Source organism: Desulfuromonas versatilis, assembly GCF_019704135.1.
GTDB classification, from domain to species: Bacteria; Desulfobacterota; Desulfuromonadia; order Desulfuromonadales; family NIT-T3; genus Desulfuromonas_A; species Desulfuromonas_A versatilis.
This window is the reverse complement of record NZ_AP024355.1, coordinates 2,623,401-2,649,660: the sequence shown is the minus strand read 5'-3', so window position 1 is coordinate 2,649,660 and position 26,260 is coordinate 2,623,401. Positions and strand designations below refer to the sequence as shown.

Sequence of the window (26,260 nt, the reverse complement as noted above, 5' to 3'; positions counted from 1 at the left end):
ATGCTGTTCTTTTTGCTCTGCCTGTATATCTCACTGTATTACATCCGGCCATTTGAATGGATGCCGGGGCTGTATGGCAGTCCGATTTTCATGGTGCTTGGGGTGGTCTCGATTGTGGCCCTCCTTATGGCTTGGGGGAGCGGGAAGATTAAGTTGTTCAGATACAAAACCGACGTCATGATGGTCGGTTTCGTAATTGCGATCGTTCTTTCTCATCTCAGTCACGGTTACATCGGCGGGGCTATTGACGGGGTGCGGGACTTCTTGCCATCAATCGTTGGCTATTTTCTGGTAGCGCATGCCCTTGACTCGGAAAAGAAGGTCAACGGGTTCGTTTTCCTGCTGACAGGTTTGACGATCTTTCTCGCTTACCAGGCGTGGCTACAGTCGGTGCATGGGGTTTCGTGGGGGGGGATGGAGCCGTTAATTCAGTATCAGAATGCCGAGGAGGGGAGGGTTGGATTGCTTCGTGTCCGCTGGTTTGGCCCGTTTAACGATCCGAACGACTTCGGGCTGGCCCTCGTATTGCCGGTGCCATTTCTGGTTAACCTACTGGTAAATCGCAAATACCTTTTGGCCCTCTGCCTACCTCCCCTGATTTATGCACTCTATTTGACCAACTCGCGGGGGGCGGTGTTGGCGTTGCTCGCTTCGGTGTTTACTTACCTGGTGTTGCGTTTTAGAAGCGTGAAGGGGGTGGCGGTCGGGCTGGTTCTGGCAACGGCTCTGATGGTGTTCGGGCCGAGCCGGATGGCGCAAATTTCGGCGGAAGAGGAATCGGCTTATGGACGGGTGGAGGCTTGGCACGCTGGTTTTCAGATGTTTAAGTCTAATCCAATTTTCGGGGTCGGGAAGGGAATGTTCACCGACTACCATTACTTGACGGCGCATAATTCCTACATGCTGGTACTTGCAGAGTTGGGCTTTGTCGGTTCCTTCTTTTTCCTCGGGCTATTCTTCTACCCCTTGCGCTGGGGAAAGCGGAACCTTTTTCGCGAAACCGAATCACTGGAAGCCGAACGGAGGCGGCGTTTCGTGGCCGCCTGCCTTGCTGGCGGCGTAGGACTTCTGGCGGCTATATTTTTTCTCAGCAGATCCTATATCCTCCTGCCCTTTATGGTGTGCGCGCTGATGATGGCAAGCATTTACGGCCGGGGGGGGGGCTTAATAGGGTGCTCGCGGGAAGAGGTTGCTGAACGTTTCAGCTGGGGCAGCGTAGGCGGGATGGTCGTCGCGCAGATTGTCGGGATTAATATCATCGTAAGATTAATGTTGTGAGCGCGACATGCTGAAAAACGTTCTTGCCAACTGGTCCAATATCATCCTTTCAGTAGTTTCCGTATTCTTTCTCTACCCTTTCTGCGTCCAGGTTCTAGGGGAGGAGCAGTATGGGATATGGCTGCTCATCTCCTCGATTACCGGCTACTTTGCCCTGTTGCAACTTGGCGTCCCGTTGGCCAACGTCCGTTTCATCTCCAAATACTATGCTCGGGGGGAGATGGAAAAAGTTAACGAAGTGGTCAGCTCGAACTTCCTTTTTTTTTCAATCTCTGGTGCCGTGGTGTTCATCTGCGGTATCGGTATTGCCTTTTTGATTGATGTCGTCTTCCAAGTGCCGCCAGAGTTCCGGCGGGTTGCCAGGTTGGCGACCATTATTGTCTCTCTTAATGTTGCCTTGAGTTTTTCCTTCGAAGTATTCGAGGGGTTGCTGCATGGGTTACAAAAATTCGTTTATTTCAACATGGTCAAGAACCTGCTGCTCTTGGTGCGGGTTGTTCTAACCTTTGTCGTTCTGAAATACGAAAACGGGATGCTGGTCCTTGGTGAGTTGCTTATGGGGGTAACATTACTGCAGGCTGCTTTCTTTTATATCTTTGTTCGATTCAAGCACCCAGAGATACGAATTAGAAAAAAATATTTTAACTTTGATGTCTTCAAAATGGTGGCCGGCTACAGTTTTTATGTTTTATTATTTCAATTCGCTAGTAAAATTAGCTTTAATACTAGCTCAATGGTTGTCGGGTCGGTAATTTCGGTCCAAGCAATCGTGTTTTTCACGATTGCCAATAATTTCATTATCTATTTCATGCAACTGGTGTCTGGTGTATCCAATGCCATAATGCCTAGGGTAAGCCAGTTTGACGCGCTTAACAAAAAAAGTGGATTGCAAGATATTTATTTGAAGTACAGCAGGCTAACCGCCTTCATCGTGGTGCCGGTCTGCTTCGGCCTCTTTATTTTTGGCGGCGACTTCATTGCTCTCTGGATGGGGGAGAGATACCGAGAGGTGTCGGGCAATATTCTTTCAGTTCTCACTCTCTCATCTCTCTTTTTCCTCGTGCAGAGGGGGGTGGCCTTCCCGATCCTGATGGGGACGTCGCATCTGCGGTTCCCAACCTTTTTGATGGCCGGGACGGCGTTGCTGAACCTTCTTCTGAGCCTCTGGTGGGGGTCGGTCTATGGGCTTTATGGGGTGGCTTGGGGGATGACAGTTCCAAATTTTGTGAACACCGTTGGCCTCATCTGGTACACCTGCAGAGTCCTTAAGGTCCCCGTCAGGGACTATCTTTTCCGTGGTGTTTTGATTCCGCTTAGTGCCGGCATTTTTTTTTCTATCCCTGGCCTCTTAGTTCATCGAGCAATTTCAATTGATTCCTACTTGAAATTTTCAGGGATGATTTTTGTTTCAGTTGTTGTTTATTTAATCTGTTGCTTCGCTTTTTACATGGATACGGAAGGCCGAAAAGAAGTTTTCAGGAAATTCGGGCTTTCTTTTGTCAGTTGAGGATGGTTTGGAATGGATATTTATCAGAAGTTATACCAGAGGGTTCTTTTTCCTGCTTTCGAAGCAGGAAAGGGCAGAAATACTGCGGCTCTTTACGAGGCGGCTTGTCAGAGCCAATGGCGCTCCCTCGATGAACTTCGTTCAAACCAGCTTGATTCCCTTAGGAAACTCCTTGTTTATGCCCAAAAGCATTCAACCTATTACAGGCAGCTTTTTTCGGCTTGGGACTTCAAACCGGATCGCCTCCAATCTTTAGGCGATCTGGAAAAGCTCCCGATTCTGACGAAGGATCTCATCAGGAAAAACTTCAACGACCTCGTCTGCGCACCCTATCGTGCTTCGCTTTGGAAAAAATCAACCGGAGGGTCCACCGGCCAACCCCTGCACTTTGGCTATACCAAGGAGAGTTACGAATGGCGGGTTGCCATGTCGAAAAGGGGGTATTCATGGTTGGGGGCTGGCCCCGGGACAAAGCAGGCGCATATATGGGGAGTAAGCCTAGAATCCAGGTCAACAATAAAAAAATTGAAAGAATATTTTCACCAACGGTTCGATAGGCATATTTACTTCAATTGCTTTGATTTCGATTTTGAACAGATGCTGTGTTGTATGAAAAGCCTTGAAAAATTTCAACCTGACGCGATAATCGGCTATACCAACCCATTGTACGAATTTGCAAGGTTCATATCTAGTAACGGAGAAACACTTTTCCAGCCAAAATCAATTCTTAGCGCTGCAGAAAAACTTTACCCATTTCAAAGAGAATCTATTGAAAACGCCTTCGGTTGTAAGGCTTACAATACATATGGTTGCAGGGAGTTTATGCTAATTGCTTGCGAGTGCGAAAAACGAGAGGGCCTTCACATAAGTATGGAAAACTTGATAGTAGAAATCCTTCAGGATGACGGCAGGCACGCCAAGCCAGGGGAGATGGGGCGGATCGTGATCACAGATCTTCATAATTATGGGATGCCCTTTGTCCGATACGAAATAGGTGATTTAGGGTTAGTATCCGATCTGCCTTGCTCTTGTGGGCGCGGGTTGGAGTTGCTCGGTGATGTTGTTGGGCGATCCTTAGACGCCATCCAAACGGTCAATGGCAGAAATCTTCCTGGTGAATTTTTTCCTCGGTTGTTTCGGGAACTGCCAGAAGTTTATAGATTTCAGGTCACACAAGAAAGTTTAAAGCTGCTTGTTATAAAGTTAGTTCTATGCGAACCATTTTCTAATAAAAAAATGGAAGAACTTAAACATCATATCAAATGTGGCGTCGGGCAAAATATGGAGATCCGATTTGATATTGTCCCTGATATTCCCTTAACTGCATCAGGAAAATATCGAGTCACCATTTCAAATTTGCAGCCTGTTAGCCATGAAAATTAAAGTCCTGCATGTAACACTTGGTCTACATGTTGGGGGCCTGGAAAAGTTCGTCCTTGACCTTGTTTTCGCTCTTGGTCTTACAGTCGATGCGAAAATTGTGTGTCTGGAAGAGGCCGGTGGGCTTGCCCGTGCTTTAGACGTTAAGGACGTATTTGAAATCGGAAAGACTCCTGGTCTACGTCTGGGTATTATTGCCGAACTGGCTAAAATCGTGAAACGGGAGAAAATCGATATAATCCATACGCACAATCCTGCCCCGCATTTTTACGGTTCCCTGGCAGGTCTGGTCTGCGGCGTACCGGTAGTGCATACGAAACATGGGCGTAATTGCCCAACGCATAAGAAAAAAGTATGGCTCAACCGAATCTCTTCAGCCTTGACCAAAATGGTTGTCACGGTATCAGAAGACTCAGCCTTGGTTTGTCGGGAGATTGAAAAGATCCCGAAAGGGAAAGTTCGGACGATTCTGAATGGGATAAACACGGAGGTTTTTTCGCCCAAGGGGGAGAGGCGCCTGCTGAAAAGCCTGGGTATCGATGATGCCACCCCAGTCGTTGGAACAGTTGCTAGGCTGGTTCCGGAAAAGGATCACATCACCTTGCTGAAGGCCTGTTTGGTGCTCACGCGAGCTGGCCACAAGTTTCGCTTAATGCTGGTCGGTGATGGGCCTATGCGACAGGAACTGGAAGATTTTGTCGCTAAAGAAGGGCTCGATGAGGTTGTTATGTTCATGGGCACCAGGCATGACGTTCCGCAGTTGGTGCCCGAGTTCGATGTTTTTACGCTTACCTCGCGCACGGAAGGGGTATCCCTGACCCTCTTGGAGGCGATGAGCTGTCAGATACCGATTATTGCGACCGATGTTGGTGGCAACCCCGAGGTAGTTTCGGACAGTGTGACCGGATTCATCGTTCCGGCTGGCCAGTATGAAGCCGTCGCTGACAAAATTTCCACCTTATTAAGGGACCCTGACCTTCGAAAGAGGATGGGACAGGCCGGTAGGGAACGCGTTTTAGGGAAATTCGGCATAGAAGGCGCGGCTAGGCAGTACCTTGAGATTTATCAAGCGGTGTTGAGGCCTAAATGAAACAGCGTCTTTTGTTTCTATCGAATCTGTATCCAAATCCTGCCCATCCGAATCAGGCCACCTTTAACTACCAACAGGTTAAGGCCCTTTCCGACCTGTTCGATGTGTCTGTTCTTTCGCCAATTCCATGGGTGGATCGAATTGGCGCCAAAGTTGGTAGGCAGGTGGCAGATAAGAATTCTCATGCGTACCCTGTCTATTGGTACCCACCAGGAATAATGCGGGCTTACTATGGAAAGATGCTGTTGAGATCCGTCAGTGCTACAGCAGAAGCCATGCATCGGCAACGCCCCTTCGCTCTGGTTATTGGTGCGTGGCTTTACCCGGATGGCTGGGCGGCTGGAAGGTTGGCCGAAAAGTGGCGGGTCCCATTTTACTTGAAAGTTCATGGTACTGACGTTAACCGTCTTTCTCCTGGTGGGGTATTGACCAAGGTGTCGTTGCAGGCAATCGCCCGAGCGAGGGGGGTCATCTGTGTTAGTCAGGCATTGAAAAGCCGATTGGTTGACTTTGGTGTTCCAGCGGCCAAGTGTCACGTTGTTTACAATGGTGTCAACGACCAGATTTTCTATCCACGAGATAAAGCCGATTGCCGGCAGACGCTGAGGTTGGGCGCTGGAGAACGACTGCTCCTTTATGTTGGCAACCTTTTGAAAACAAAAGGCTTGGGGGAATTAGCGGTCGCTTTCTCGCGCAGGGCGCGGGTGAATTCCAACGAAAGGCTGATTGTGGTCGGGGCTGGGCCTTGGGAGAGGTGCTTTCGTGAATGCATTGCCAGGGAAGGTGTAGCGGAAAGGGTTTATTTTGCGGGGAGCATCAGCCATCGGGATATCGCTATTTGGATGAATGCTGCGGACGTTCTTTGTCTTCCCAGCTATATGGAGGGCGTCCCAAATGTGATTCTTGAGGCCCTTGCATGCAATACCCCGGTTGTCGCAACAGCGGTAGGTGGCGTGCCAGAGTTGGCCAGAGAAGATGATAGGATTACATTGGTCCAACCAAGGAATCCAGAGAGTTTGAAGGTGGCTCTTGAAAAGGTATTCCTTGGACCCATGCTGGGTGAGCGACGAATAGCAGTTCAGTCCTGGCGGGTGAATGCCGCCACATTGGCATCTATTTTGTCCGGGGAGGATGGATGATTTTTGAGGACATCAAGGCCAAAGCGCGTTGGCTTTATGGCGCAGATACACACGGGCTGGTTGCGAGGGCTTGGCTGAGCGATGCGACCCTCAGTATGGTCCTCTATCGGGCTATGGCATGGTCGAATAGACGCCTGTGGGCCAAGCCTATAGCCCTTCTTTTCCATAAGCTTAATTCGGTTCTATGTGGTTGTGTCATCGGTTTAGATGCTAAGTTCGGTCGGCGCTTCATTATTCTGCATAGTGTCGGTGTGGTCGTTAATTCGGCTGTTACGGCTGGTGATGATGTTGTAATAGAGAGTGGTGTTGTGATAGGTGCTGAGAAAGGGAAAAGTCCTAAATTGGGATGTAAAATCTTTTTTGGATCAGGTGCCAAAGTATTGGGAGACATTAGAATAGATGATGGTTCAATTATTGGAGCGAATGCTGTTGTAGTTAAAGACGTACCTTCAAATGTTGTGATGGGAGGAGTTCCGGCGAAAATATTGAAAAATATTGAGTCGTGAATGTGGGATTTATGTAAGGTAAATATTTGATATTTTTCAATAATAAACTGAGGGGATACATACCATATGCTGCAGGAAAAATCTTGTCCAAAAGAAATACTTTGGATTAAGGCCGACCCACTTCATCCACTTGATTCAGGCGGTAAAATAAGAACCTATCAAATGTTGAAAGAGTGGCACAAGAGGCACAATATTACATACATAGCTTTAATAACTAAATCTACTCCGAATGAAGCCAAAGAACGGGCAGGGGAATATTCTTCCAAGCAATTTTGGATCCCTTGTGAGGATGAGCCCAAGGGAAGCTTTAAATTCTATCTTGAACTTTTAAAAAATCTATTATTTTCGGACATGCCTTATGTTATTGATAAATACTACAAAAAAGAGGCCCATCAAAAAATTAGTGAAATTGTAAAAGAATACAATTACGACATTGTTGTTCTAGATTTTTTGTCAATGAGTAGAAATATCATTAGTAAAGACTTTCCAATGGCTAAGTCAATTGTTTTTCAACATAATGTCGAGAGCCAGATTTGGAAAAGACATTACGAAGTTTCAGGAAATTTACTGAAAAAAGCTTACATGTATTTGCAGTGGCAACGTTATAAAAGTTATGAGGCGAAAACATGTTCTCAATTTGCAGGTGTCATTGCTGTGAGTGAAGCCGATCAAAAACAGTTTAAAGATCAGTTTAGGTTGGAAAACGTGCTTGGTTATGTCCCTACTGGCGTCGATGTTGACTTTTTCTCTTCATGTGTTTATCAGCCAGAGCCGGGTCATATAGTGTTTTTAGGGTCGATGGATTGGATGCCAAATATTGATGGTATAATTGAATTTTCGAAAAATATATACCCCCTAATTAGGGAATCGTTTCCGACTGCCAAGCTTACAATTCTTGGACGTAACCCTACCTCCGCAGTGCGTAAACTTGCAAATTTGGATAACAGCATATCTGTGACGGGAAGTGTTGACGATATAAGGCCTTTTATTGCCCGTGCTGCAGTCTCTGTTGTGCCACTTCGCGTCGGCGGTGGTACGAGGATTAAAATTTTTGAAACCATGGCAATGGGAGTCCCTGTAGTGTCTACGACAATAGGGGCTGAAGGGTTGCCTGTAGTTGATGGCGAAAATATATTTATCGCCGATAAGTCTGAAATGTTTGCGAGTAGGGTGATTGAATTACTGCAGGGTCAAGATCGTGCACTGGAAATAGGAAGGGCTGGACAAAAACTGGTACGTGAGCAATTCACGTGGGGCCCTGTAGTTGATAAGTTTGATCAGATGTGCCTTGGGGTGGTTGGCGGAGTTAAGAACTAATAAAAATTGGGGGGTATATAATGAACATTAGTGTTTTTGGTTTGGGCTATGTCGGTGCTGTATCCGCAGGTTGCTTAGCTAGAGATGGCCATGTCGTAATTGGCGTTGACCCTAATCTAACAAAAGTAGATCTAATTAACCGGGGGCTTTCGCCCATTATTGAGAATGAAATTGGTGAAATTATTTCAGATGGTCTTAAGTCAGGACGACTTTCAGCCACAAATGACTCTGTTGCTGCTGTTCTTAAAACCGAAATCTCACTTATTTGTGTAGGGACACCCAGTCAGCTAAATGGTAGCCTTGATTTAAAGTATGTTCGCCGTGTTTGTGAAGAGATTGGTGCTGCGATCGCAAAGAAGACGGCTTTCCACGTGGTCGTTGCGAGATCGACTATATTGCCTGGAACTATGCGAGATGTTGTTATCCCAACGCTTGAGGAGAGTTCAGGAAAGAAAGCGGGCATTGACTTTGGTGTCTGTAATAATCCAGAATTCTTGCGCGAAGGCACGGCAGTTAACGATTACTTTAACCCTCCTAAGACTGTAATAGGTGAGACAGATGAAAAAAGTGGTGAGATGTTAGCCCAAATTTATGCATCCCTAGATGCTCCTCTTGTTCGCACCGATGTCGCTACAGCGGAAATGGTCAAGTATACAGACAATGTATGGCATGCATTAAAAGTTGGGTTTGCAAATGAAATTGGTAATATTTGCAAGGCCTTGGAAATTGATGGGCACCAAGTAATGGACATCTTCTGCCAAGATAAAAAGTTGAACCTTTCGCCTTATTATTTAAAGCCCGGCTTTGCCTTCGGCGGCTCATGTCTTCCCAAAGATGTTCGAGCGCTAACCTATAAGGCAAAAATTCTTGATATAGAAACCCCTGTACTTAATGCAATCCTCCCAGGAAACCAATTGCAAGTACAGCGTGGACTTAAAATGATTATGGGCCATGGAAAACGTAAAATTGGGGTCCTTGGGTTTAGTTTTAAGGAGGGTACTGATGATTTGCGCGAAAGCCCTATTGTAGATGTTATAGAAAGTTTGATTGGAAAAGGATATGAACTGAAGCTTTACGATAAAAACGTGAATATGGCCACCATAACTGGCGCGAATCGTGACTATATTTTAAATCATATTCCACATATTTCACGGTTAATGGTTAGAAGCGTTCAGGACGTATTGGAGAACTCTGAAGTAATTGTAATTGGAAATGGATCAAAAGAATTTTCCGATGTTTTAAGGCATATCAACAGTGGTCAAATTGTAATTGATTTTGTTAGGATTGGGTCTAATCGAACCCAAAAAGGTCGTTACGAGGGGATTTGTTGGTAAAAATGTAATTATATCAATAGGGGTGGCTGTTAAGTTCTATGAGGCATGAATTCTTTTTTTGTTCGGCGATATTCCTCCAAAAGGAGTGTTAAAGTGAGAAAACATTTCCTTTTAACCTTGATTCTCAGTTGTATTGGATTGCAGGGTATTGCATTTTCATTTGGTCCTCCCGATTACCTTCCTGATGGTGCGCACCCACGCATTTGGTTGAATGCTGCAGAGCTTTCCCGGTTAAATGCTAAGCAATCAGCAAGCGATGCCGACTGGGTTGCCCTGGAGGCGTGGTGCGATGCCCGTCTGGGAAATACAGCCGATTCCAACGAGGGCGGCATCTCCTATGACTCTGGCCAGGTTTACTGGATGGGTTATCGGATGAACGGGTATGCGGAATACCTGATGAATTTTGGGCTTGCATATCAGGTGCTTAAAGATGATAACCCATCAAAGGCAGCAAGCTATGCGGCTTATCTGCGAGAAATCCTGATCGAAGGCATATACAAAAGCCTTAGCGTGGGGGAGGAGTATAACGGCCTCAACGCCATCAGGCCTGGGGAGCGGAATGGTGTCACGGTTAATGCCGGCGAATCTGCGGCAATAGGGACCCCCCTTAACTCCTATAAGCTCGGGTATTCATCCCGTGGGATTGCCGCCGTTCCGATTGTCTATGACTGGATTTATGACACCTTGAGCCCACAAGATCGGCTGGACCTTGAATCTATGATGTATCGCTGGTTCGATTGGATTCGGGGGGTTCGGTCAAGTTATAACAATGGCGTTTTAGTAAGCGGTGTTCGATACCATGAAGACCGGAATGGAGATTGCACAGGGACAAACAACTGCACTGATGTCTCTGATAAATCAACCAAGGCATATACCTATGGAGATATGGCCAATAACTTCATGGGTGGGCATGCTTACCTTATGTCCTTGATCCCAGTGGCCACATACGGGAGCAATCCAGATGCAGCGACTTATTTGTCTGCATACAAGTCAATCCTCACCGGGACGATACTCGAACAGGTAGAAAACGACCTGAAGTTATCCGGCGGGGACACCTCAGAGGGGTGGAACTACGGCAGTGGTTGGATTTATGCCCTCCCCGGAATCTATGGTTATTATACTGCCACCGGCGATCCACTTATATCTGGCTCCGCCTGGCCCGAGGAATTGGTTCACGCTCTTGTACACCGGACTGGCCCCGATTTGGTCAGTGTCCCAATTTACGGCGAGTGGACCGGGAACACAATTGGTGTGCATCGCCGCTATCCGGCCTATACATTTACAGGGATACACCAGCGGCTAAACCCCTCTTCACAAATTGGCAAGGTCGCCCAGACCCTTGTGGATACCGTTCCTTTTGCTGACACGGCGCCCCCTCTTTGGGTCAAAACCCTATGGTATCAAACAGATATTGACTCCGCTGGGTTTTCGACCCAGCCTCTCTCATATCTAGCCAAAGGCACGGGCTTTTTCACCAGTCGCTCGGATTGGGATAATAGTGTAGGTTCGATTTTTTCTTCGATTCGGCTTGAAGGGAAATCCTATTCGGGGCATGAAGTCTTTGACGAGGGGCATTTTACCATACAGCGCGGGGCGGATCGTTTGTTGACACATGAGAACATGAATCGGGCTTCCGCATCGCATAATACGGTAGTTTTTAACAACTCCGACCACTGGGCTTCAAACCCCGATCAAACAGTGCCAGCCGTTGACAGGGTGGAGGACGGTTTGGCTTATTCGTATGTTTCTGGGGACATTACTAACGCCTACCAACGGGTGTGGAAAACCGACAAAGCAAAACTTTTCAGGCGCTCCATGTTGCATATCCGGCCCGGATTCTTCGTGGTTTGTGACGTAACACAAAGCAACTCGGCTGCGGGAAACCTCAAGGAATGGTACACACAATACATGGCCGATCCGACGACTTCTAGCGACACCATTACCGTCACCAAGGGAAGTAGCAAGGCTTTCACCAAAACCCTTTACCCGACTGGCGGCACGTTCACCGAAACAGTTCCGGCAACCGGCTACTGGCGGGTCAAATACACCCCCGCCGTGACGCAGGAGTACGACCAGTTCCTCCACGTCATCGAGGCGACTGACAAAAACCAACAGGACATGACTGAGACTGCCCGAATTGATGCGGCATCCGGAAACATGCGGGGCGTCTTCATCTCTGACCCTATCAACCCCGATGGCAGCTGGGTAGCCATGTTCTCGGCTGACAAGGACGGCGCTTTGGTGAGCGAGGATGTCACCTATGTCGTCCCTGCAGATCCAGGGTACCCTCCCTATGGTTACGGGCCAAGGCACATACTTGTTGATCTTGTGCCCAATGTCGAATACACCTTCATTGCCCCAAAGAACAAGAATGTTGACCAAGTCTTTACTCTTAAGGCTGGCAGCTATCCAGAGGAAGGGAGAGTCTACTATGCTTCTGACAGCGGTGTCATTGCAACCGGAAGGCTCAGCGCTCCTATATTGCTGAAAAATTTAACAGGGGAGACAGACTAGTTTGACTATATAATTAATATGCCAATCTTATAAACTCCTGCTGTTTAATTCTAAAATTAATGATACAAAAAAATTTTAAGCCTATTAATGTCTTGGTATTAGGAGGGTGGGTACTGGCTGCTGTTGTTTCAATCCGTCCAATGCTTTGGCGACCGATTCCTGGTAGTCAACTTTATTCTGCCGATCGCATTTCGCAATTCTCAGTATTGGGGGAAGTAAAGCCAGGGGGGATAGTCTTACTTGGGGACAGCCACATTGACAGAGGAGAGTGGTCCGAACTCCTTGAGGTTTGCAACGTTTATAACCGTGGGATTGGTGGGAATACCGTTGGTGGTGTACTGGATCGTTTGTCTGAAGCCATTTACGGGAAACCTGCTGTAGCAATATTGATGGTTGGTTTTAACGATTTAGCAAAGGGACTTGACCCAACCTCTATTGCAGACAACTATGAAGCCTTGGTTACCGATATCCCTAAGGTTGCCAAAGATTCCCTTATTGTAATAAATGCCGTATTCCCAGTTAATAGTTCAATCTACAGAGGTGATGTCAATAATCAGAAAATTGCATTGCTGAACTCAAAGTTAAAAGAGTTAGCCGCAAGGCATTCTGCAATTTTTCTTAATATAACACCTCAATTGGTTGATGAAGACGGAAATTTAAGCGCGAATTACACTAATGACGGAATACACCTTAACGGATCCGGATATATTCAATGGGCTCACGCAATCAAAGACCTTTTGAAACAAAAGGAGTAGATGTGAGTACATCACGCATCCCTTGCCTGGATGGCATTCGCTGTATTGCCGTGGCCTTTGTCCTGCTTGCCCATTGCAATGGCACGCGTTACTTCACTTTGCCAGGTCGCCTTGGTGACTTACTTCATGTAGGTAACCTTGGGGTGCGGATTTTTTTCGTTCTCTCTGGGTTTTTGATAACAACCCTCCTTCTCCAGGAGCGAGAAAAATATGGACAGATTTCTCTCAAAAATTTTTACATCCGTCGGACCATAAGGATTTTCCCAGCTTTATACTTTTTTGTCGCATGCGTCGTCACTGCGAATTCATTTGGTTGGATACAACTTTCGTTTTCTGATGTATTGCACTCCCTCACCTATACCATGAATTATCATTATGATCGTGGTTGGGAGGTTGGTCATTTGTGGTCATTGGCTGTGGAAGAGCAATTTTATTTGCTATGGCCTATTGCTCTCATTTTCTTTGGGAACCGGAGGGGGCTTTGGTTTGCCCTTGGAGTAGTTGTCGCAGTACCGATTATCCGGGTTTTGACTTGGGAGTTTTTCCCATCTCAACGTCCAGGTATTGGAGAAAGTTTTCAGACTGTCTGCGATGCTCTTGCCACCGGTTGCCTTTTAGCTGGCCTTCGACATTACTGGGGAGCACCTAAAATTAAAGACCGATGTATTGGTGGTGTATGGGTCCCGCTAATCGCATTTGGTGTTTTAACTCTGAATTATTTTAGTAGCTATATTTCAATTAGTTATACGGTAGGGACCACTTTGATGAATTTTGTCATTGCCCTTTTAATTGATTGGGCAATTCGAAATCCTGAAACAAGAACAGGGCATGTTCTCAACTCAAGAATTTTTGCATACTTGGGAGCTTTAAGTTATTCCCTATATCTTTGGCAGCAGCCTTTCCTTAATAGGGCGTCAGAATCAATATTATGCGCATTTCCACTAAATATTATCCTGGCATTTGCTGCGGCAATTTTTTCGTATCATTTAGTTGAGCAGCCCTTTTTAGGTTTGCGGACCAAATTTAGAAAACCGGAACCTCTTGGAACTATTAAGAGGGAGCAGGTGGCTGCTAGCGAACCCGAGCCCTCTTAAGGGTGGTCCTTGGGTTGGAGCAAGGTAACTGCTGACAAACATAAAGAACCAAGTGAATATCAGGCCTAATTTAGGCTTATATGCCAATTTCGGGGTATAAATCGGAATCAAATTCGCATTTGACCTTTTTGGTGGGGGGGGACTTTTGACATTTTCAAGAGCTATTTCCAATAACAAGTTTCCGCTTCTGTTGTCCCTTCCGTTGTTAGCCGCGGCCTATGCCACAATCTTCCCTGGCATGGTCGATCAGTGGAGCAATGACCCCAACTATTCCCACGGTTTCCTGGTCCCGGTCATCTCGATTTATTTCCTCCTGCAGAAGAAGGCCGAGCTCAACGCCTCCCCGGTTCGCCCAAGCAATCTGGGCTTATTGGTCATCCTCGGCGGCCTTGCAATGCTGATCGTCGGTATCGCCGGTACCGAGTATTTCACCATGCGCTCGTCGCTGGTTGTTCTGCTGGCCGGCATCGTCCTTTACCTGTTCGGCTGGCAGGTCTTCAAGATCCTGGCCCTGCCCATCGGTTTTCTGATCTTCATGGTCCCGCTGCCGTACATTGTTTATGATGCGGCCGCCTTCCCCCTGAAGCTCTTCGTCGCCAAGTTCTCCGTCATCTCCCTCAAGGCCCTGGGCGTCATCGTCATGCGCGAGGGGAACATCATCATGTTCCCCAACACCGTCCTCGAAGTCGCCGACGCCTGCAGCGGCCTGCGTTCGCTGATGTCGCTCATCGCCCTGGCGGTAGCCTTTGCCTTCATGTCGCAGAAGACCGCCTTCAAAAAGACCTTCCTGATCCTGATGGCGATCCCCATCGCGATTTTCACCAACATGGTGCGGGTGATTGTGACCGGGTTTTTGGCGCAGTACTACGGTGCGGCTGCGGCGGAGGGGTTTTTTCACGAGTTTGCGGGGATGGCTGTGTTTGTGCTTGCGATGGTGCTTTTGGTCGGAACTGGTGCTGTGTTGCGGAAGGTTGGGGGTGAGAGAAAGGCTTGAAAAGCTGTAATTGGACGCGGATGAACGCGGATTAACGCGGATAGGGCAAAACCTTTCAAGGCTGAGGAACTGTTAGGTTTTTTAGTTGTTCCGCGTTTATTCTGAAAATCCTCGTCCCATGTTGTTTTCGGTTTTAAAGATACTGCATTAAGGGAAGAGGCAAAAGGCTTAATTGGACGCGGATGAACGCAGATGAACGCTGATAGGGCAACACCTTTTTAGGCATAAGGAGCTCTTGAACTCTTTTTGATTGATCCGCGTTTATCCTGAAAATCCGCGTCCCATATTGTTTTCGGTTGTAAAGATACTGGATTAAGGGAAGAGGCAAAAGGCTTAATTTGACGCAGATGAACGCGGATAAGGACAGGGCCTGAAGGAAATCTTATTTGTTATGGAATTAAAAGAATACGATCTAACCAATCTTATTATTTGTTGTTTTTATAATGTTTATGGGCAGCTTGGTTATGGCTTTCTGGAAAAAGTTTATGAAAATGCCTTGGGACTTGAACTCGCAGCCAAAGATCTCAAGGCTGTAGCCCAGAGCCCCATTATTGTTTCATATAACGGCCAAGTCGTTGGAGAATATTTTGCCGATCTGGTTGTTGAGGACAAGGTAATTGTTGAAATAAAGGCAGTGAAAACGCTTCTTCCAGAACATGAGGCGCAACTTCTGAACTATCTTAAGGCTACTGATGTTGAAGTGGGGCTTCTTTTGAATTTTGGTCCAAAACCTCAAATTGTGCGTAAGGCCTTTGAGAATGGGAGGAAGAAAAGTCAAAGAGTACGCGGATGAACGCAGATGAACGTGGATAGGGTCAATTCCTTTCAAGTTCTACTATTGTTTTTTTGGTTTGATCCGCGTTTATCCTGAAAATCCGCGTCCAGAAATGCCTTTCGTTTTGGTTTTGTTACCACTTGGGTGGTTTTGTCGGAGATGGGGACAGAGAAAAAACTGGTAACCCCAATTGGACGCGGATGAACGCGGAAGAACGCGGATAAGGTCAAACCCTGTGAAAATCTGGCTTTTGTTTTAAATCCGCGTTTATCCTGAAAATCCGCGTCCAGAAATGCCTTTCGTTTTGGTTTTGTTACCACTTGGGTGGTTTTGTCGGAGATGGGGACAAAGAAAAAACTGGCAACCCCAATTGGACGCGGATGAACGCGGAAGAACGCGGATAAGGTCAAACCCTGTGAAGATTCGGCTTTTGTTTTAAATCCGCGTTTATCCTGAAAATCCGCGTCCCAACATGGTTTGGTTTATTCCTTTTCCTTTGGAAGCTTGGCTTGTTTGACAAGATTAGGAGAGTCCATTGATCTCAAAATATAGGTTATTTATTGTTTACGGGCTCTTGATCGCCGCGGCCATTTTCGTCCACACCCACGGTGACGTCTACGTGCCCTCCAGCAAGCCGCTCGAGGAGATTCCCCGGCATGAGAACGGCTGGCGGATGGCGGAGGAGACGCGTTTTGATGAGCGGGTGCTGGAGGTGCTGAAGCCGACGGATTATATCTCGCGGATGTACCAGGACGGGGAGGGGAAGAGGGTTTCGATCTACCTGGGCTACCACGGCGGCGGGCCGGAGAGCGGGCCGATTCATTCGCCGAAGCACTGCCTGCCGGGCAGCGGCTGGCATGAGATGTCGTCGGTTTCGGGGGAGATGAACCTGGGCGGGGAGCGGATTAACCTGGTTCGGTCGACTTACCAGAACGGTTATGCGAAGGAGCTTTTCCTTTACTGGTACCAGGTGAAGGGGCGGACTCTGAATGACGAGTACGCGCTGAAGTTCGCCGAGGTGAAGAACTCGATCCTGCACAACCGGAGGGACTCGGCCTTTGTTCGGGTCTCGGTGCCGTTCGAGGAGGATGTGGAGCAGGCCGTGGCGGTGGGGGAGCGGTTTATCCGGGATTTTTATCCGCATATTCAGCGGGTTTTGCCTAACTGATTGTGATGAGTGATGAGTGATGAGTGATGAGTGAGGGCGGGATCAGAAAATCGAGGGCAATTGGACGCTGATCAAATCTGATAAAGTCTGATTAAGGCTAAAAGCGAAAGGCGGAATGGGACGCTGATCAGGTCTGATCGGATCTGATAGGGCAGAAGCCTCAAGGCGGGGTCTGAGAATCAAGGGCAATTGGTCGGGGATCACATCTGATCGAGTCTGGTTAATGCGGATAAGGCTAAAGGCGCAAGGCTGGTTGGGACGCGGATCAAATCTGATGAACGCGGATAAGGCAAACCCGTCGAAGATCTGGTTTTGGCTTTTTTTTCCGCGTTTATCCTGGAAATCTGCGTCCAAATATGATCTTTGCAGTAGTGGGTTAATAAGGCAAAAAATCAGGTAGCCTGATTGTCAGGCAATTTTTTCGAGGCGTTCGGCGATCCAGATTTTAATAACGGCTTGGCGGGGGACGCCGAGGCGCCGTGCCTCCCTGTCGAGGGATTGCAGCATCCAGAGGGGGAAATCCACATTTACCCTTTTCTGTTCCTGCTCCGGGCGCCGGGCCTTGCTGAGATCCAGGTGCTTGGTAATGTCTTCTCCGGCATCGAATTTCTTGTCGAAGTCAGATGCTTTCGTTTTCATACAAAGAAACCTCTTCTGCTCGTGACCGCCGGACGGAGATGATCCGAATTATAGTCTGGCGGTAGGTTATGATCCCGGACCAGTGTTTTTTGCCAATCCTGCCGATGACCAGGTAGCGCGGTTCATCGAGGTTTTTTGCAGGGATTTCAAGCAGGTCTGGGTCGCTCCAGAGGGCCTGCGCCTCGACGAAGTCGATGCCGTGCTTGGCCAGATTGGCGGCACTTTTTTCCGGGTCGAATTCGAAGTGCATGGTGTTTGAAATATACCTGTTAGGTATATGGTTGTCAATTTTGGGTGTTTAGAGAAGGCAAGGTCGGAAATCCAAGGGCAATAGGACGCTGATCAAATCCGATCAAGTCTGATAGGGCAAAGGCTTAAGGCGGGGTCTGGGAATCAAGGGCAATTGGTTGGGGATCACATCTGATCAAATCTGACAAGGGCAGATATGGTCAAGCCATGAAACGTGCTGGTTTATTTTAAATCTGGGGGTTGACGGGGGGGAGGGGGGCCGATAAGTAAGATTAAAAGAGTTTGACCTCTTGGCTTCAACAAGGTAAGAGTTGATGAGAGGCCAAACCCAAGAAATTTGATGAGGATAGGGAGCAAAAAAAGATGCCAACCACGAAAGAACTGGTGAAAGAGATTGAAAAACTTGCCCCTTCTGAGCGGGTTAAAATAATCGATCTCCTCATTCGGGACACTATCAAGCCTGACGAGGCGATTGAAAAGATCTGGGTTAAAGAAGCGAGCGCTCGTTGGGATGCTTTTGAGCGTGGGGAGGTCGAGGCTGTTTCCTACGATTCGGTCATGGCCAAGTATCGCAAGAAATGATGAAAATCGCTTTTCTCCCGCTGGCGCAGGCTGAACTTGACGATGCCTTTGCATGGTATGAAGAACAGGCAGTCGGTCTCGGGTACGAGTTTCTCGACGAAATCGATCAAACAATCCGGCTCATAGCGAGTTTTCCAACCCTCCAGCCGCTGGTTGGTGAAAAAGTCAGACGTTGCCTCGTCAACCGCTTTCCCTATGGGATCTTTTATGGTTTGAACGGTGATGCTATTACAGTTGTCGCCGTTGCTCACTTGAGGCGAAAGCCTGCCTATTGGATTGAGAGGGAGTGAGAATAATTGCGCATGTTGGAGTTGCTTGAGGATAAGACTGATGCGCAAGCTGTGGCAGAATTCCAGGAAGCCTACCAGGCTGGCCGCGAGTTTGTGGTTCCCGCTGAAATCCTTCGCCGCGAGCTCGACGGAGAGTCGCCGGTAAAGTCATGGCGCGAGCACCGGGGCCTGACTCAGCAGGACCTCGCAGATAAAGCCGGAAACAGCAAACCCTACCTGTCCCAAATTGAACCCGGCAAGCGGCAGGGGACCGTCGATACTCTTGCTGCAACTGCAACTGCAACTGCAACCGCAAGCGCTTTGGGCGTTCCGTTGGAAGTTGTGACGGATTGAGGTCCCTTGGCGATCCTGACGAGGGGTTGGAAAAATCTGGAAACCAAGGGCAATTGGACGCTGATCAAATCTGATCAAGTCTGATAGGGCAAAGGCTTAAGGCGGGGTCTGGGAATTAAGGGCAATTGGTCGGGGATCACATCTGATAAGGGCTGATAATTGCGGATTTAAGACCGGGGATTTTAGAGAAGTTTTTGGTTTGATCCGCGTTTATCTGCGTTCATCCGCGTTCAATTTGCTTTTGTTTTTTTCTTTTAGACAGGCAAAATCAAGGGCAATAGGACGCTGATCAAATCTGATCAAGTCTGATAGGGCAAAGGCTTAAGGCGGGGTCTGGGAATTAAGGGCAATTGGTGGGTGATCACATCTGATAAGGGCTGATAATTGCGGATTTAAGACCGGGGATTTTAGAGCAGTTTTTGGTTTGATCCGCGTTTATCTGCGTTCATCCGCGTTCAATTTGCTTTTGTTTTTTTCTTTTAGACAGGCAAAATCAAGGGCAATAGGACGCTGATCAAATCTGATCAAGTCTTGAAGTGGTCTACTAACCCCGGACACCAACTAAGGTGGTATATTGAGCCACCTTCAAGGAGTGTTCAGAGTTATGGGAAGACGGACCTTTACCAAAGAGTTCAAACGCGAAGCCGCCGGACTTGTTGTGGATCAGGGCTATTCAATAGCCGAAGCCTGTCGTGCGACAGGTGTCGGGTCAACGGCCATGAGCCGCTGGGTTAAACAGCTTCAGGGCGAATATGGCGGAGTGACACCGAAAGCACAGGCGTTGACACCCGAGCAACAACGAATCCAAGAGCTAGAGGAACAAGTCAGAAAACTGGAAAGAGAGAAATCGATCCTAAAAAAGGCTACCGCTCTCTTAATGTCGGACGATCTAAAATCTTCGCGCTGATCGACCACTTAAGGGAGCATGGAAACGTCCAGCAGCTGTGTTCATTATTGGAAATTCCCCGTTCGAGCTATTACGACTATCGGGATCGCCGCAAAAAAATTGATGTCGAGCGTTTGCGGTTGCGCGCTAAAGCTACTGAAATATTCAACAAAAGTCGCCAGTCCGCAGGCAGCCGAAGCATTATGAGCAAGCTACGCCAAGACGGTGAAATTGTCGGGCGCTTTAAAGTTCGGCGGCTGATGAAAGAAGCTAATCTCGTCAGTAAACAACCCAGGCCACCCGCCTACAAAGTGGCAAAAGTTGAGAGGCCGGACATACCGAATCACTTAGATCGACAGTTCGATGTTCAGCAGCCAAACCAGGTCTGGTGTGGCGATATCACTTATGTCTGGGCACAAGGGCGATGGATATATCTCGCCGTGATCCTGGATCTGTACAGCCGCCGAGTCGTTGGTTGGAGTCTGTCTGAAAAAGTCGATGCCGATTTAACTATTGCGGCACTTGACCATGCTTACCAGTTGCGCGGGCAGCCTACGGCTGTGACGTTTCACTCAGATCAAGGCTGTCAATATGCCAGCAAATCATTTCGCCAACGCTTATGGCGTTATCGGATAAAACAGAGCATGAGCCGGCGGGGCAACTGCTGGGACAACGCACCGATGGAGCGTGTGTTTCGCAGCTATAAAAGTGAATGGATGCCTTCAGCCGGTTACACATCTTTCGATGAGGCCCAAAAGGATATTGGCCGATATCTTATGGATTATTACAACTGGTACCGCCCCCATCAGAGAAATGGCGGGCGTGCTCCTGCTGTCGCGGAAAAAAATCCTATTTTACTGTCCGGAAATAGTTGACCACTTCATCTGATAGGGCAAAAGGCTTAAGGCGGGGTCTGGGAATCAAGGGCAATTGGTGGGGGATCACATCTGATAAGGGCTGATAATTGCGGATTTAAGACCGGGGATTTTAGAGCGGTTTTTGGTTTGATCCGCGTTTATCTGCGTTCATCAGCGTCCAATTTTCTTTTGTTTTTTTCTTTTAGACAGGCAAAACCTAGGGCAATAGGACGCGGATCAAATCTGATCAAGTCTGATAGGGCAAAAGGCTTAAGGCCGGGTCTGGGAATCAAGGGCAATTGGTGGGGGATCACATCTGATAAGGGCTGATAATTGCGGATTTAAGACCGGGGATTTTAGAGAAGTTTTTGGTTTGATCGGCGTTTATCTGCGTTCATCCGCGTCCAATTTGCTTTTGTTTTTTTCTTTTAGACAGGCACAACCTAGGGCAATAGGACGCTGATCAAATCTGATCAAGTCTGATGGGGCAAAGGCTTAAGGCCGGGTCTGGGAATTAAGGGCAATTGGTCGGGGATCACATCTGATAAGGGCTGATAATTGCGGATTTAAGACCAGTGATTTTAGAGCGGTTTTTGGTTTGATCGGCGTTTATCTGCGTTCATCCGCGTCCAATTTTGAATTTGTTGGTTCTTGTTTGTGTTTTTAGCTTTATCCGCGAAAATCAGATTTGATCTGCGTACAATTGCCTTTCGGTTTTTGCTTGGTCAGCTTCCAACTTAAGGGTTTTGACTGCTGCAACGCGGCAGATTTTTTAATTCAGGAGATTGACTCATGGTTTCTGTGGAGGATATCAAGGCGCGCAAGGCGCGGATTGCATTGGTGGGGCTCGGGTATGTCGGTCTGCCGCTGGCGGTGGCCTTCGGCAGGAAGGCCGAGGTGGTGGGGTTCGACATCAGCGTGAAAAAGGTGGAGGAGCTGCGCAAGGGCTTTGACGCGACGGGGGAAATGACGCGGGAAGAGCTGGCCGATACCCGCATCCAGTACACCACCGACCCGGCACAGCTCAAGGAGGCCTCGTTCATCATCGTGACGGTGCCGACACCCATCGACGAGTTCCGCAAGCCGGATCTCTCGCCCCTGGAAAAAGCCTCGGCCACCATCGGCCGCAACCTGGCCAAGGGGGCGATCGTCGTCTATGAGTCCACGGTTTACCCGGGGGTGACCGAGGAGGTCTGCGTGCCGATTCTGGAGCGGGAGTCGGGCCTGCGATGCGGGGTGGACTTCAAGGTCGGTTACAGCCCCGAGCGGATCAACCCCGGTGACAAGCTGCACACCATCGACAAGATCGTCAAGGTGGTGGCCGGGCAGGACGCCGAGACCCTGGAAACCGTGGCCCGGACCTACGAGCTGGTGGTCGACGCCGGGGTGCACCGGGCCTCGAGCATCAAGGTGGCCGAGGCGGCCAAGGTCATCGAGAACACCCAGCGCGACCTGAACATCGCCCTGATGAACGAGCTGGCGATCATCTTCAACCGCATGGGCATCCCCACCATGGAGGTGCTGGAAGCGGCCGGCACCAAGTGGAACTTCCTGAGATTCACCCCCGGCCTGGTCGGCGGCCACTGCATCGGCGTCGACCCCTACTACCTGACCCACAAGGCCGAGGCCATCGGCTACAACCCCCAGGTGATCCTGGCCGGCCGCCGCATCAACGACGGCATGGGCAAGTACGTGGCCGAGATGACCGTCAAGAAGCTCATCCAGTCCGGCAAGGCCGTCAAGGGTTGCCGGATCCTGGTGCTGGGCCTGACCTTCAAGGAAAACATCCCCGACATCCGCAACAGCAAGGTGGTGGACATCCTCGCCGAGCTGCAGGAGTACGGCGTCGAGGCATTGGTCCATGACCCCTTCGCCGACGCCGAGGAGGCGCGTCATGAATACGGCGTGGAGCTGACCGGCCTCGACGGCATCGGCAAGGTGGACTGCGTGATCCTGGCGGTGTCGCATGAGGCCTTCAAAAAGCTGGACGCCGCCTGGCTGCAAGAGGTCTGCGCCAACGGCAACGGCGCCGGGGTGGTCATCGACGTGAAGTCGTTCTTCGACAAGGGCGCGGTCGAAGGGCAGGGGATGGTTTACTGGCGGCTTTGAGGGGGGGGAGGGCCCGTAAGGCGTAATGCGTAAGGCGTGATAGGTAATAAGTATTTAGGACTGCATTTAAACTGATTACGCATCATGCATCACGCATCACGGGTCTTAGCCCTTTACGACTTACGCATCACGTATTACGAATTACGGATTACAGGGAAAAATGCAATTCAACAAAATCAAAGAACAACTCAAGCGCAGCCCCCAAACCTGGCTGGTGACCGGGGCGGCGGGGTTCATCGGCTCGCACCTGCTGGAGTTTCTGCTCTCCCATGGGCAGCGGGTGGTGGGGCTGGATAATTTTTCGACCGGAAAACAGGCCAACCTTGACGATGTTCGGGCATTGCTGACGCCGGAGCAGTGGGCGCGGTTCACCTTCATCGAGGGTGATATTCGGGAACTTGTCGATTGCCAAAAGGCCTGCGCCGGCGTCGATTACGTGCTGCACCAGGCGGCGCTGGGGTCGGTCCCCCGCTCGATCGACGATCCGCTCACCTCGAACGCGAGCAACGTCACCGGGTTTCTCAACATGCTGGTGGCCGCCCGCGACTGCGGAGTGAGGCGCTTCGTCTATGCCGCCAGCAGCTCCACCTATGGCGACCACCCGGGGCTGCCCAAGGTCGAGGATGTCATCGGCCGGCCGCTCTCCCCCTATGCGGTGACCAAGTATGTCAACGAGCTGTACGCCGAGGTGTTCGCGCGCTGCTACGGCTTTGCATCCATCGGACTGCGCTATTTCAACGTGTTCGGCTCCCGGCAGGACCCGGATGGGGCCTATGCCGCGGTGATCCCCAAGTGGACGGCGGCCCTTCTGCAGGGCGAGACCGTGTTCATCAACGGCACCGGGGAGACGAGCCGGGATTTCTGCTACGTGAAGAACGCGGTGCAGGCCAACATCCTCGCGGCGCTGACCGACAACCCCGAGGCGCTCAACCAGGTCTACAACGTCGCGGTCAATGCCCGCACCAACCTGGTTGAACTCTTCGACCTGCTGCGCGACGGACTGGCGGCCCGCCACCCCCAGCTGGCGGAAGCCAAGCCGGTTCACCGCGATTTCCGCCCCGGGGACGTGCTGCATTCCCAGGCCGATATCGGCAAGGCCCGGCGGCTGCTCGGCTACGCGCCCACCCACACCATCAAAGAGGGGCTCAACGAGGCGCTGGGGTGGTATGAGACGCATTTGGTTTTGGGCCGTGGACCGTGGGCCGTGGGCCGTGGGCAGAAAATGCCGTAAGGCGTAAATCGTAAGGCGTGAGTAGTAATGAGTAATAAGTGATGAGTAAGTCGTCTTTGATTTTTACGCATCACGCCTTACGCCTTACGAATCACGGCCTTTCAACTAATCACTCATTACTAATTACTGATCACTGTATCAAATGCTAACCAACCTGCCCTCCATAACCGGGATTATCGCCGTTTTCGCCTTCATGGCCTTTCTGCTTGTCCAGAAGCGGCGGGACATTGCCGTGTTTTCTCTGCTGGCGGGGCTGGCGGGCTTTGCCGCGTTGGAAATTCTGGATCTGCTTTGTCTGTACCGGACGGATGATCTGCGTTCGCTGAAAAAAGGCGCGCTGATAGCCGAGTCGCTGCTGCCCTTCTGCTTTTTGTTGTTTTCGCTGAGTTTTGCCAGGGAACAGGCGATCCGGGGGTTTTCCTGGTTTTCCCGGGTCCTGCTGGCCGGGGCGCTGTCGTTTCCGGTTTTTGCTGCGCTGGCCCCGGTGGAGAGGGTTTTTTATTCACCCGATTTTGCCGAGGAGCGGATGCTGTTTCTCGGGCCTTCGGGATACTTCTTTTACGTCGGCCTGATGTTTTACCTGGCCGTGGCGCTCTTTCACCTGGAGCGGACCCTGGTGGCTTTACCGCGGGCCGTGGCCTGGCGCATTAAGTTGGAAATCGTCGGCGCGGGGACAGTGTTCGGCGTGTTGCTTCTCTACTACAGCCAGGCGCTGCTCTATCGCTCGCTGGACATGAACCTGGTGCCGGCGCGCTCGCTGCTGCTGGCCCTGGGCGTCGGGATGATGGGTTATTCGCGGCTGCGTCGGGGCGAGGCGAGCGCGGTGCGGGTTTCGCGGGACGTAGCCTACCGCTCGCTGGTGGTGGCGGCGGTGGGGATCTACCTGGTGGGCCTGGGCCTGCTCGGCGAGGGGATGCGCTACCTGGAGTTTTCCGCCCAGCGCTCGGTGTTCGTGCTGGTGGCGGTGCTGGCCGCCCTGGCCGTTTTGCTGGTGATGCTCTCGGAAAGGTACCGGCGCAAGGTCAAGGTGTTTCTGCACAAACACTTTTATCGCGCCAAATTCGATTATCGCAAGGAATGGCTCAGGTTCACCGAACGCCTTTCCTCGGCCCGCAGCATCGTGGAATTGCAGCAGGCCATTCTGGGCGCCTACTGCGAGACATTCGCGGTGCAGGGTGCGCTCCTTTTCCTCGCCGACCCGGAAGGGGAGCGCTTCGAGGCGGTCGCAGGCAGCCAGATGGGGCTGCCGACGAGAAGGTTCGCCGGCGAGGGGGCGTTTGCCAGGCACCTGGCGGATAAGGACTGGGTGTTCAACGTGGCCGACGAGCATTCGGCCGAGCTCGCCGATATCGAGTATTTCTGCCGGGAGCAGGGGATTGAGCTGGCGGTGCCCCTGCTGTTTGAAAAACAGCTCGAAGGAATTGTTTTCCTTGGGCAGCGCATCAACCCCGGCGAGACCCTGACCTACGAGGATTACGACCTGATGAAGGTGCTGGCCCACCAGGCCACCTCGTCGCTGCTCAGCCTGCACCTTTCGGCCCAGCTCTCAACCGCGCAGGAAATGGCGGCGATGGGCAAGGTTTCGGCTTTTGTCATGCACGATCTGAAGAACCTCGTCTCCAGCCTGGCCCTGGTGGTGGACAATGCCAAAAGCTACCTGGACGACCCGGAGTTCCAGGAGGACATGCTGGAAACCCTGGACGGCACCGTCAAAAAAATGAAAGACCTTATCGCCCGACTGAAAAACATGGAAGGCAAGTCCTCGCTGCAGCTCTTCCCCGAGGACCTGCTAAAAACCGCCCGCGACGGCATCCGCCTCGCCGGAGGGGATGGCATCGAGCTGAGCGGCGAACCGGTGCTGACCCTGATCGACGCCGTCGAGATCCAGAAGGTGGTATTGAACCTGGTGGTCAACGCCCGCGAAGCCTGCGGGGGGGAGGTCCCGGTGCGGGTCGCGGTGGGGAGCAACGGCATGGGTTTCGTTCGGGTCAGCGACCAGGGCAGCGGCATGAGCGAGGAGTTCATCCGCACCCGGCTGTTCAGGCCCTTCCAGACCACCAAGAAGAAGGGCTTCGGCATCGGCCTCTACCAGTGCCGGCAGGTTGTCGAGGCCCATGGGGGCAGGATCGAGGTCGAGAGCCGGGAAGGGGAGGGGGCGGTGTTCACCGTTTGGGTTCCCCTGGCGGAGCAAGAGTTAGCCGCTGAGGGCGTTGAGGCGGTTTAGAATGGCTTG

The 26,260-nt window shown here is 50.3% G+C and carries 23 protein-coding genes; 21 read left to right on the top strand and 2 right to left on the bottom strand.

The window, feature by feature from the left end; genetic code table 11:
* The 14 genes from DESUT3_RS11940 (at position 1) to DESUT3_RS11875 (ending at position 16,851) form a co-directional block, all read left to right on the top strand.
* Complete coding sequence (locus tag DESUT3_RS11940) at positions 1–1,278, top strand: O-antigen ligase family protein (RefSeq protein ID WP_225911702.1); 1,278 nt, start codon at positions 1–3, stop codon at positions 1,276–1,278.
* A 7-nt stretch (positions 1,279–1,285) separates the two neighbouring features.
* Positions 1,286–2,785 (top strand): lipopolysaccharide biosynthesis protein, encoded by a 1,500-nt coding sequence (locus DESUT3_RS11935; RefSeq protein ID WP_221248711.1) that lies wholly within the window; start codon positions 1,286–1,288, stop codon positions 2,783–2,785.
* 12 nt (positions 2,786–2,797) lie between these two features.
* Complete coding sequence (locus DESUT3_RS11930) at positions 2,798–4,168, top strand: phenylacetate--CoA ligase family protein (RefSeq protein ID WP_221248709.1); 1,371 nt, start codon at positions 2,798–2,800, stop codon at positions 4,166–4,168.
* Positions 4,158–5,255, top strand: a complete 1,098-nt coding sequence (locus tag DESUT3_RS11925; protein WP_221248708.1) for a glycosyltransferase — start codon at positions 4,158–4,160, stop codon at positions 5,253–5,255. Before DESUT3_RS11930 ends, DESUT3_RS11925 begins: the two co-directional genes overlap by 11 nt.
* A complete protein-coding gene (locus tag DESUT3_RS11920) occupies positions 5,252–6,394 on the top strand; it encodes a glycosyltransferase (protein WP_221248707.1) in 1,143 nt (380 codons plus the stop codon). Before DESUT3_RS11925 ends, DESUT3_RS11920 begins: the two co-directional genes overlap by 4 nt.
* Positions 6,391–6,900 (top strand): serine O-acetyltransferase, encoded by a 510-nt coding sequence (locus DESUT3_RS11915; protein WP_221248705.1) that lies wholly within the window; start codon positions 6,391–6,393, stop codon positions 6,898–6,900. Before DESUT3_RS11920 ends, DESUT3_RS11915 begins: the two co-directional genes overlap by 4 nt.
* Before the next feature lie 66 nt (positions 6,901–6,966).
* Positions 6,967–8,217 (top strand): glycosyltransferase family 4 protein, encoded by a 1,251-nt coding sequence (locus DESUT3_RS11910; RefSeq protein ID WP_221248703.1) that lies wholly within the window; start codon positions 6,967–6,969, stop codon positions 8,215–8,217.
* A gap of 20 nt (positions 8,218–8,237) precedes the next feature.
* On the top strand, positions 8,238–9,551 hold the full coding sequence (locus tag DESUT3_RS11905; RefSeq protein ID WP_221248702.1) for a nucleotide sugar dehydrogenase: 1,314 nt from the start codon (positions 8,238–8,240) through the stop codon (positions 9,549–9,551).
* Positions 9,552–9,644: 93 nt separating this feature from the next.
* Positions 9,645–12,065, top strand: a complete 2,421-nt coding sequence (locus DESUT3_RS11900; RefSeq protein WP_221248700.1) for a hypothetical protein — start codon at positions 9,645–9,647, stop codon at positions 12,063–12,065.
* 59 nt (positions 12,066–12,124) lie between these two features.
* On the top strand, positions 12,125–12,820 hold the full coding sequence (locus tag DESUT3_RS11895) for a GDSL-type esterase/lipase family protein (RefSeq protein ID WP_221248699.1): 696 nt from the start codon (positions 12,125–12,127) through the stop codon (positions 12,818–12,820).
* 2 nt (positions 12,821–12,822) lie between these two features.
* Positions 12,823–13,914: an acyltransferase family protein gene (locus tag DESUT3_RS11890; protein ID WP_221248698.1), complete on the top strand. Its 1,092-nt coding sequence runs from the start codon at positions 12,823–12,825 to the stop codon at positions 13,912–13,914.
* A gap of 145 nt (positions 13,915–14,059) precedes the next feature.
* Positions 14,060–14,908: an exosortase A gene (gene xrtA / locus DESUT3_RS11885; RefSeq protein WP_221248697.1), complete on the top strand. Its 849-nt coding sequence runs from the start codon at positions 14,060–14,062 to the stop codon at positions 14,906–14,908.
* 391 nt (positions 14,909–15,299) lie between these two features.
* The gene (locus DESUT3_RS11880; protein WP_221248696.1) at positions 15,300–15,701 is read left to right on the top strand and encodes a GxxExxY protein; all 402 of its coding nucleotides are present in this window, start codon (positions 15,300–15,302) and stop codon (positions 15,699–15,701) included.
* A gap of 517 nt (positions 15,702–16,218) precedes the next feature.
* Positions 16,219–16,851 (top strand): exosortase C-terminal domain/associated protein EpsI, encoded by a 633-nt coding sequence (locus tag DESUT3_RS11875; protein ID WP_221248695.1) that lies wholly within the window; start codon positions 16,219–16,221, stop codon positions 16,849–16,851.
* Between the two features lie 408 nt (positions 16,852–17,259).
* On the opposite strand, the gene brnA is transcribed toward DESUT3_RS11875, so the two are convergent.
* Both brnA and DESUT3_RS11865 read right to left on the bottom strand, forming a co-directional pair.
* Entirely contained in the window at positions 17,260–17,490 is a 231-nt protein-coding gene (gene brnA, locus DESUT3_RS11870) for a type II toxin-antitoxin system BrnA family antitoxin (RefSeq protein WP_221248694.1), read from the bottom strand.
* A complete protein-coding gene (locus DESUT3_RS11865) occupies positions 17,471–17,740 on the bottom strand; it encodes a BrnT family toxin (RefSeq protein ID WP_221248693.1) in 270 nt (89 codons plus the stop codon). The genes brnA and DESUT3_RS11865 overlap by 20 nt, the downstream gene beginning before the upstream one ends.
* A gap of 362 nt (positions 17,741–18,102) precedes the next feature.
* On the opposite strand from DESUT3_RS11865, the gene DESUT3_RS11860 reads away from it, so the two are divergent.
* The 7 genes from DESUT3_RS11860 to prsK all read left to right on the top strand — a co-directional run bounded on the left by DESUT3_RS11860 (position 18,103) and on the right by prsK (position 26,251).
* Positions 18,103–18,321, top strand: coding sequence for an addiction module protein (locus tag DESUT3_RS11860; RefSeq protein WP_221248692.1), 219 nt, complete (start codon positions 18,103–18,105; stop codon positions 18,319–18,321).
* Positions 18,318–18,611 (top strand): type II toxin-antitoxin system RelE/ParE family toxin, encoded by a 294-nt coding sequence (locus DESUT3_RS11855; RefSeq protein WP_221248690.1) that lies wholly within the window; start codon positions 18,318–18,320, stop codon positions 18,609–18,611. The genes DESUT3_RS11860 and DESUT3_RS11855 overlap by 4 nt, the downstream gene beginning before the upstream one ends.
* A 12-nt stretch (positions 18,612–18,623) precedes the next feature.
* Positions 18,624–18,944, top strand: coding sequence for a helix-turn-helix domain-containing protein (locus DESUT3_RS11850; RefSeq protein WP_221252539.1), 321 nt, complete (start codon positions 18,624–18,626; stop codon positions 18,942–18,944).
* Between the two features lie 604 nt (positions 18,945–19,548).
* Positions 19,549–20,705 (top strand): IS3 family transposase gene (locus DESUT3_RS11845; RefSeq protein ID WP_221248485.1). Its coding sequence is split into 2 segments (ribosomal slippage): positions 19,549–19,798 and positions 19,798–20,705, totalling 1,158 coding nucleotides; the frame shifts between segments, so codons are not numbered across the junction.
* Between the two features lie 774 nt (positions 20,706–21,479).
* Positions 21,480–22,796 (top strand): nucleotide sugar dehydrogenase, encoded by a 1,317-nt coding sequence (locus tag DESUT3_RS11840; RefSeq protein ID WP_221248689.1) that lies wholly within the window; start codon positions 21,480–21,482, stop codon positions 22,794–22,796.
* 160 nt (positions 22,797–22,956) lie between these two features.
* The gene (locus DESUT3_RS11835; RefSeq protein WP_221248688.1) at positions 22,957–24,027 is read left to right on the top strand and encodes an SDR family oxidoreductase; all 1,071 of its coding nucleotides are present in this window, start codon (positions 22,957–22,959) and stop codon (positions 24,025–24,027) included.
* Between the two features lie 142 nt (positions 24,028–24,169).
* On the top strand, positions 24,170–26,251 hold the full coding sequence (gene prsK / locus DESUT3_RS11830; protein WP_221248687.1) for an XrtA/PEP-CTERM system histidine kinase PrsK: 2,082 nt from the start codon (positions 24,170–24,172) through the stop codon (positions 26,249–26,251).
* The last annotated feature ends 9 nt before the right edge of the window (positions 26,252–26,260 follow it).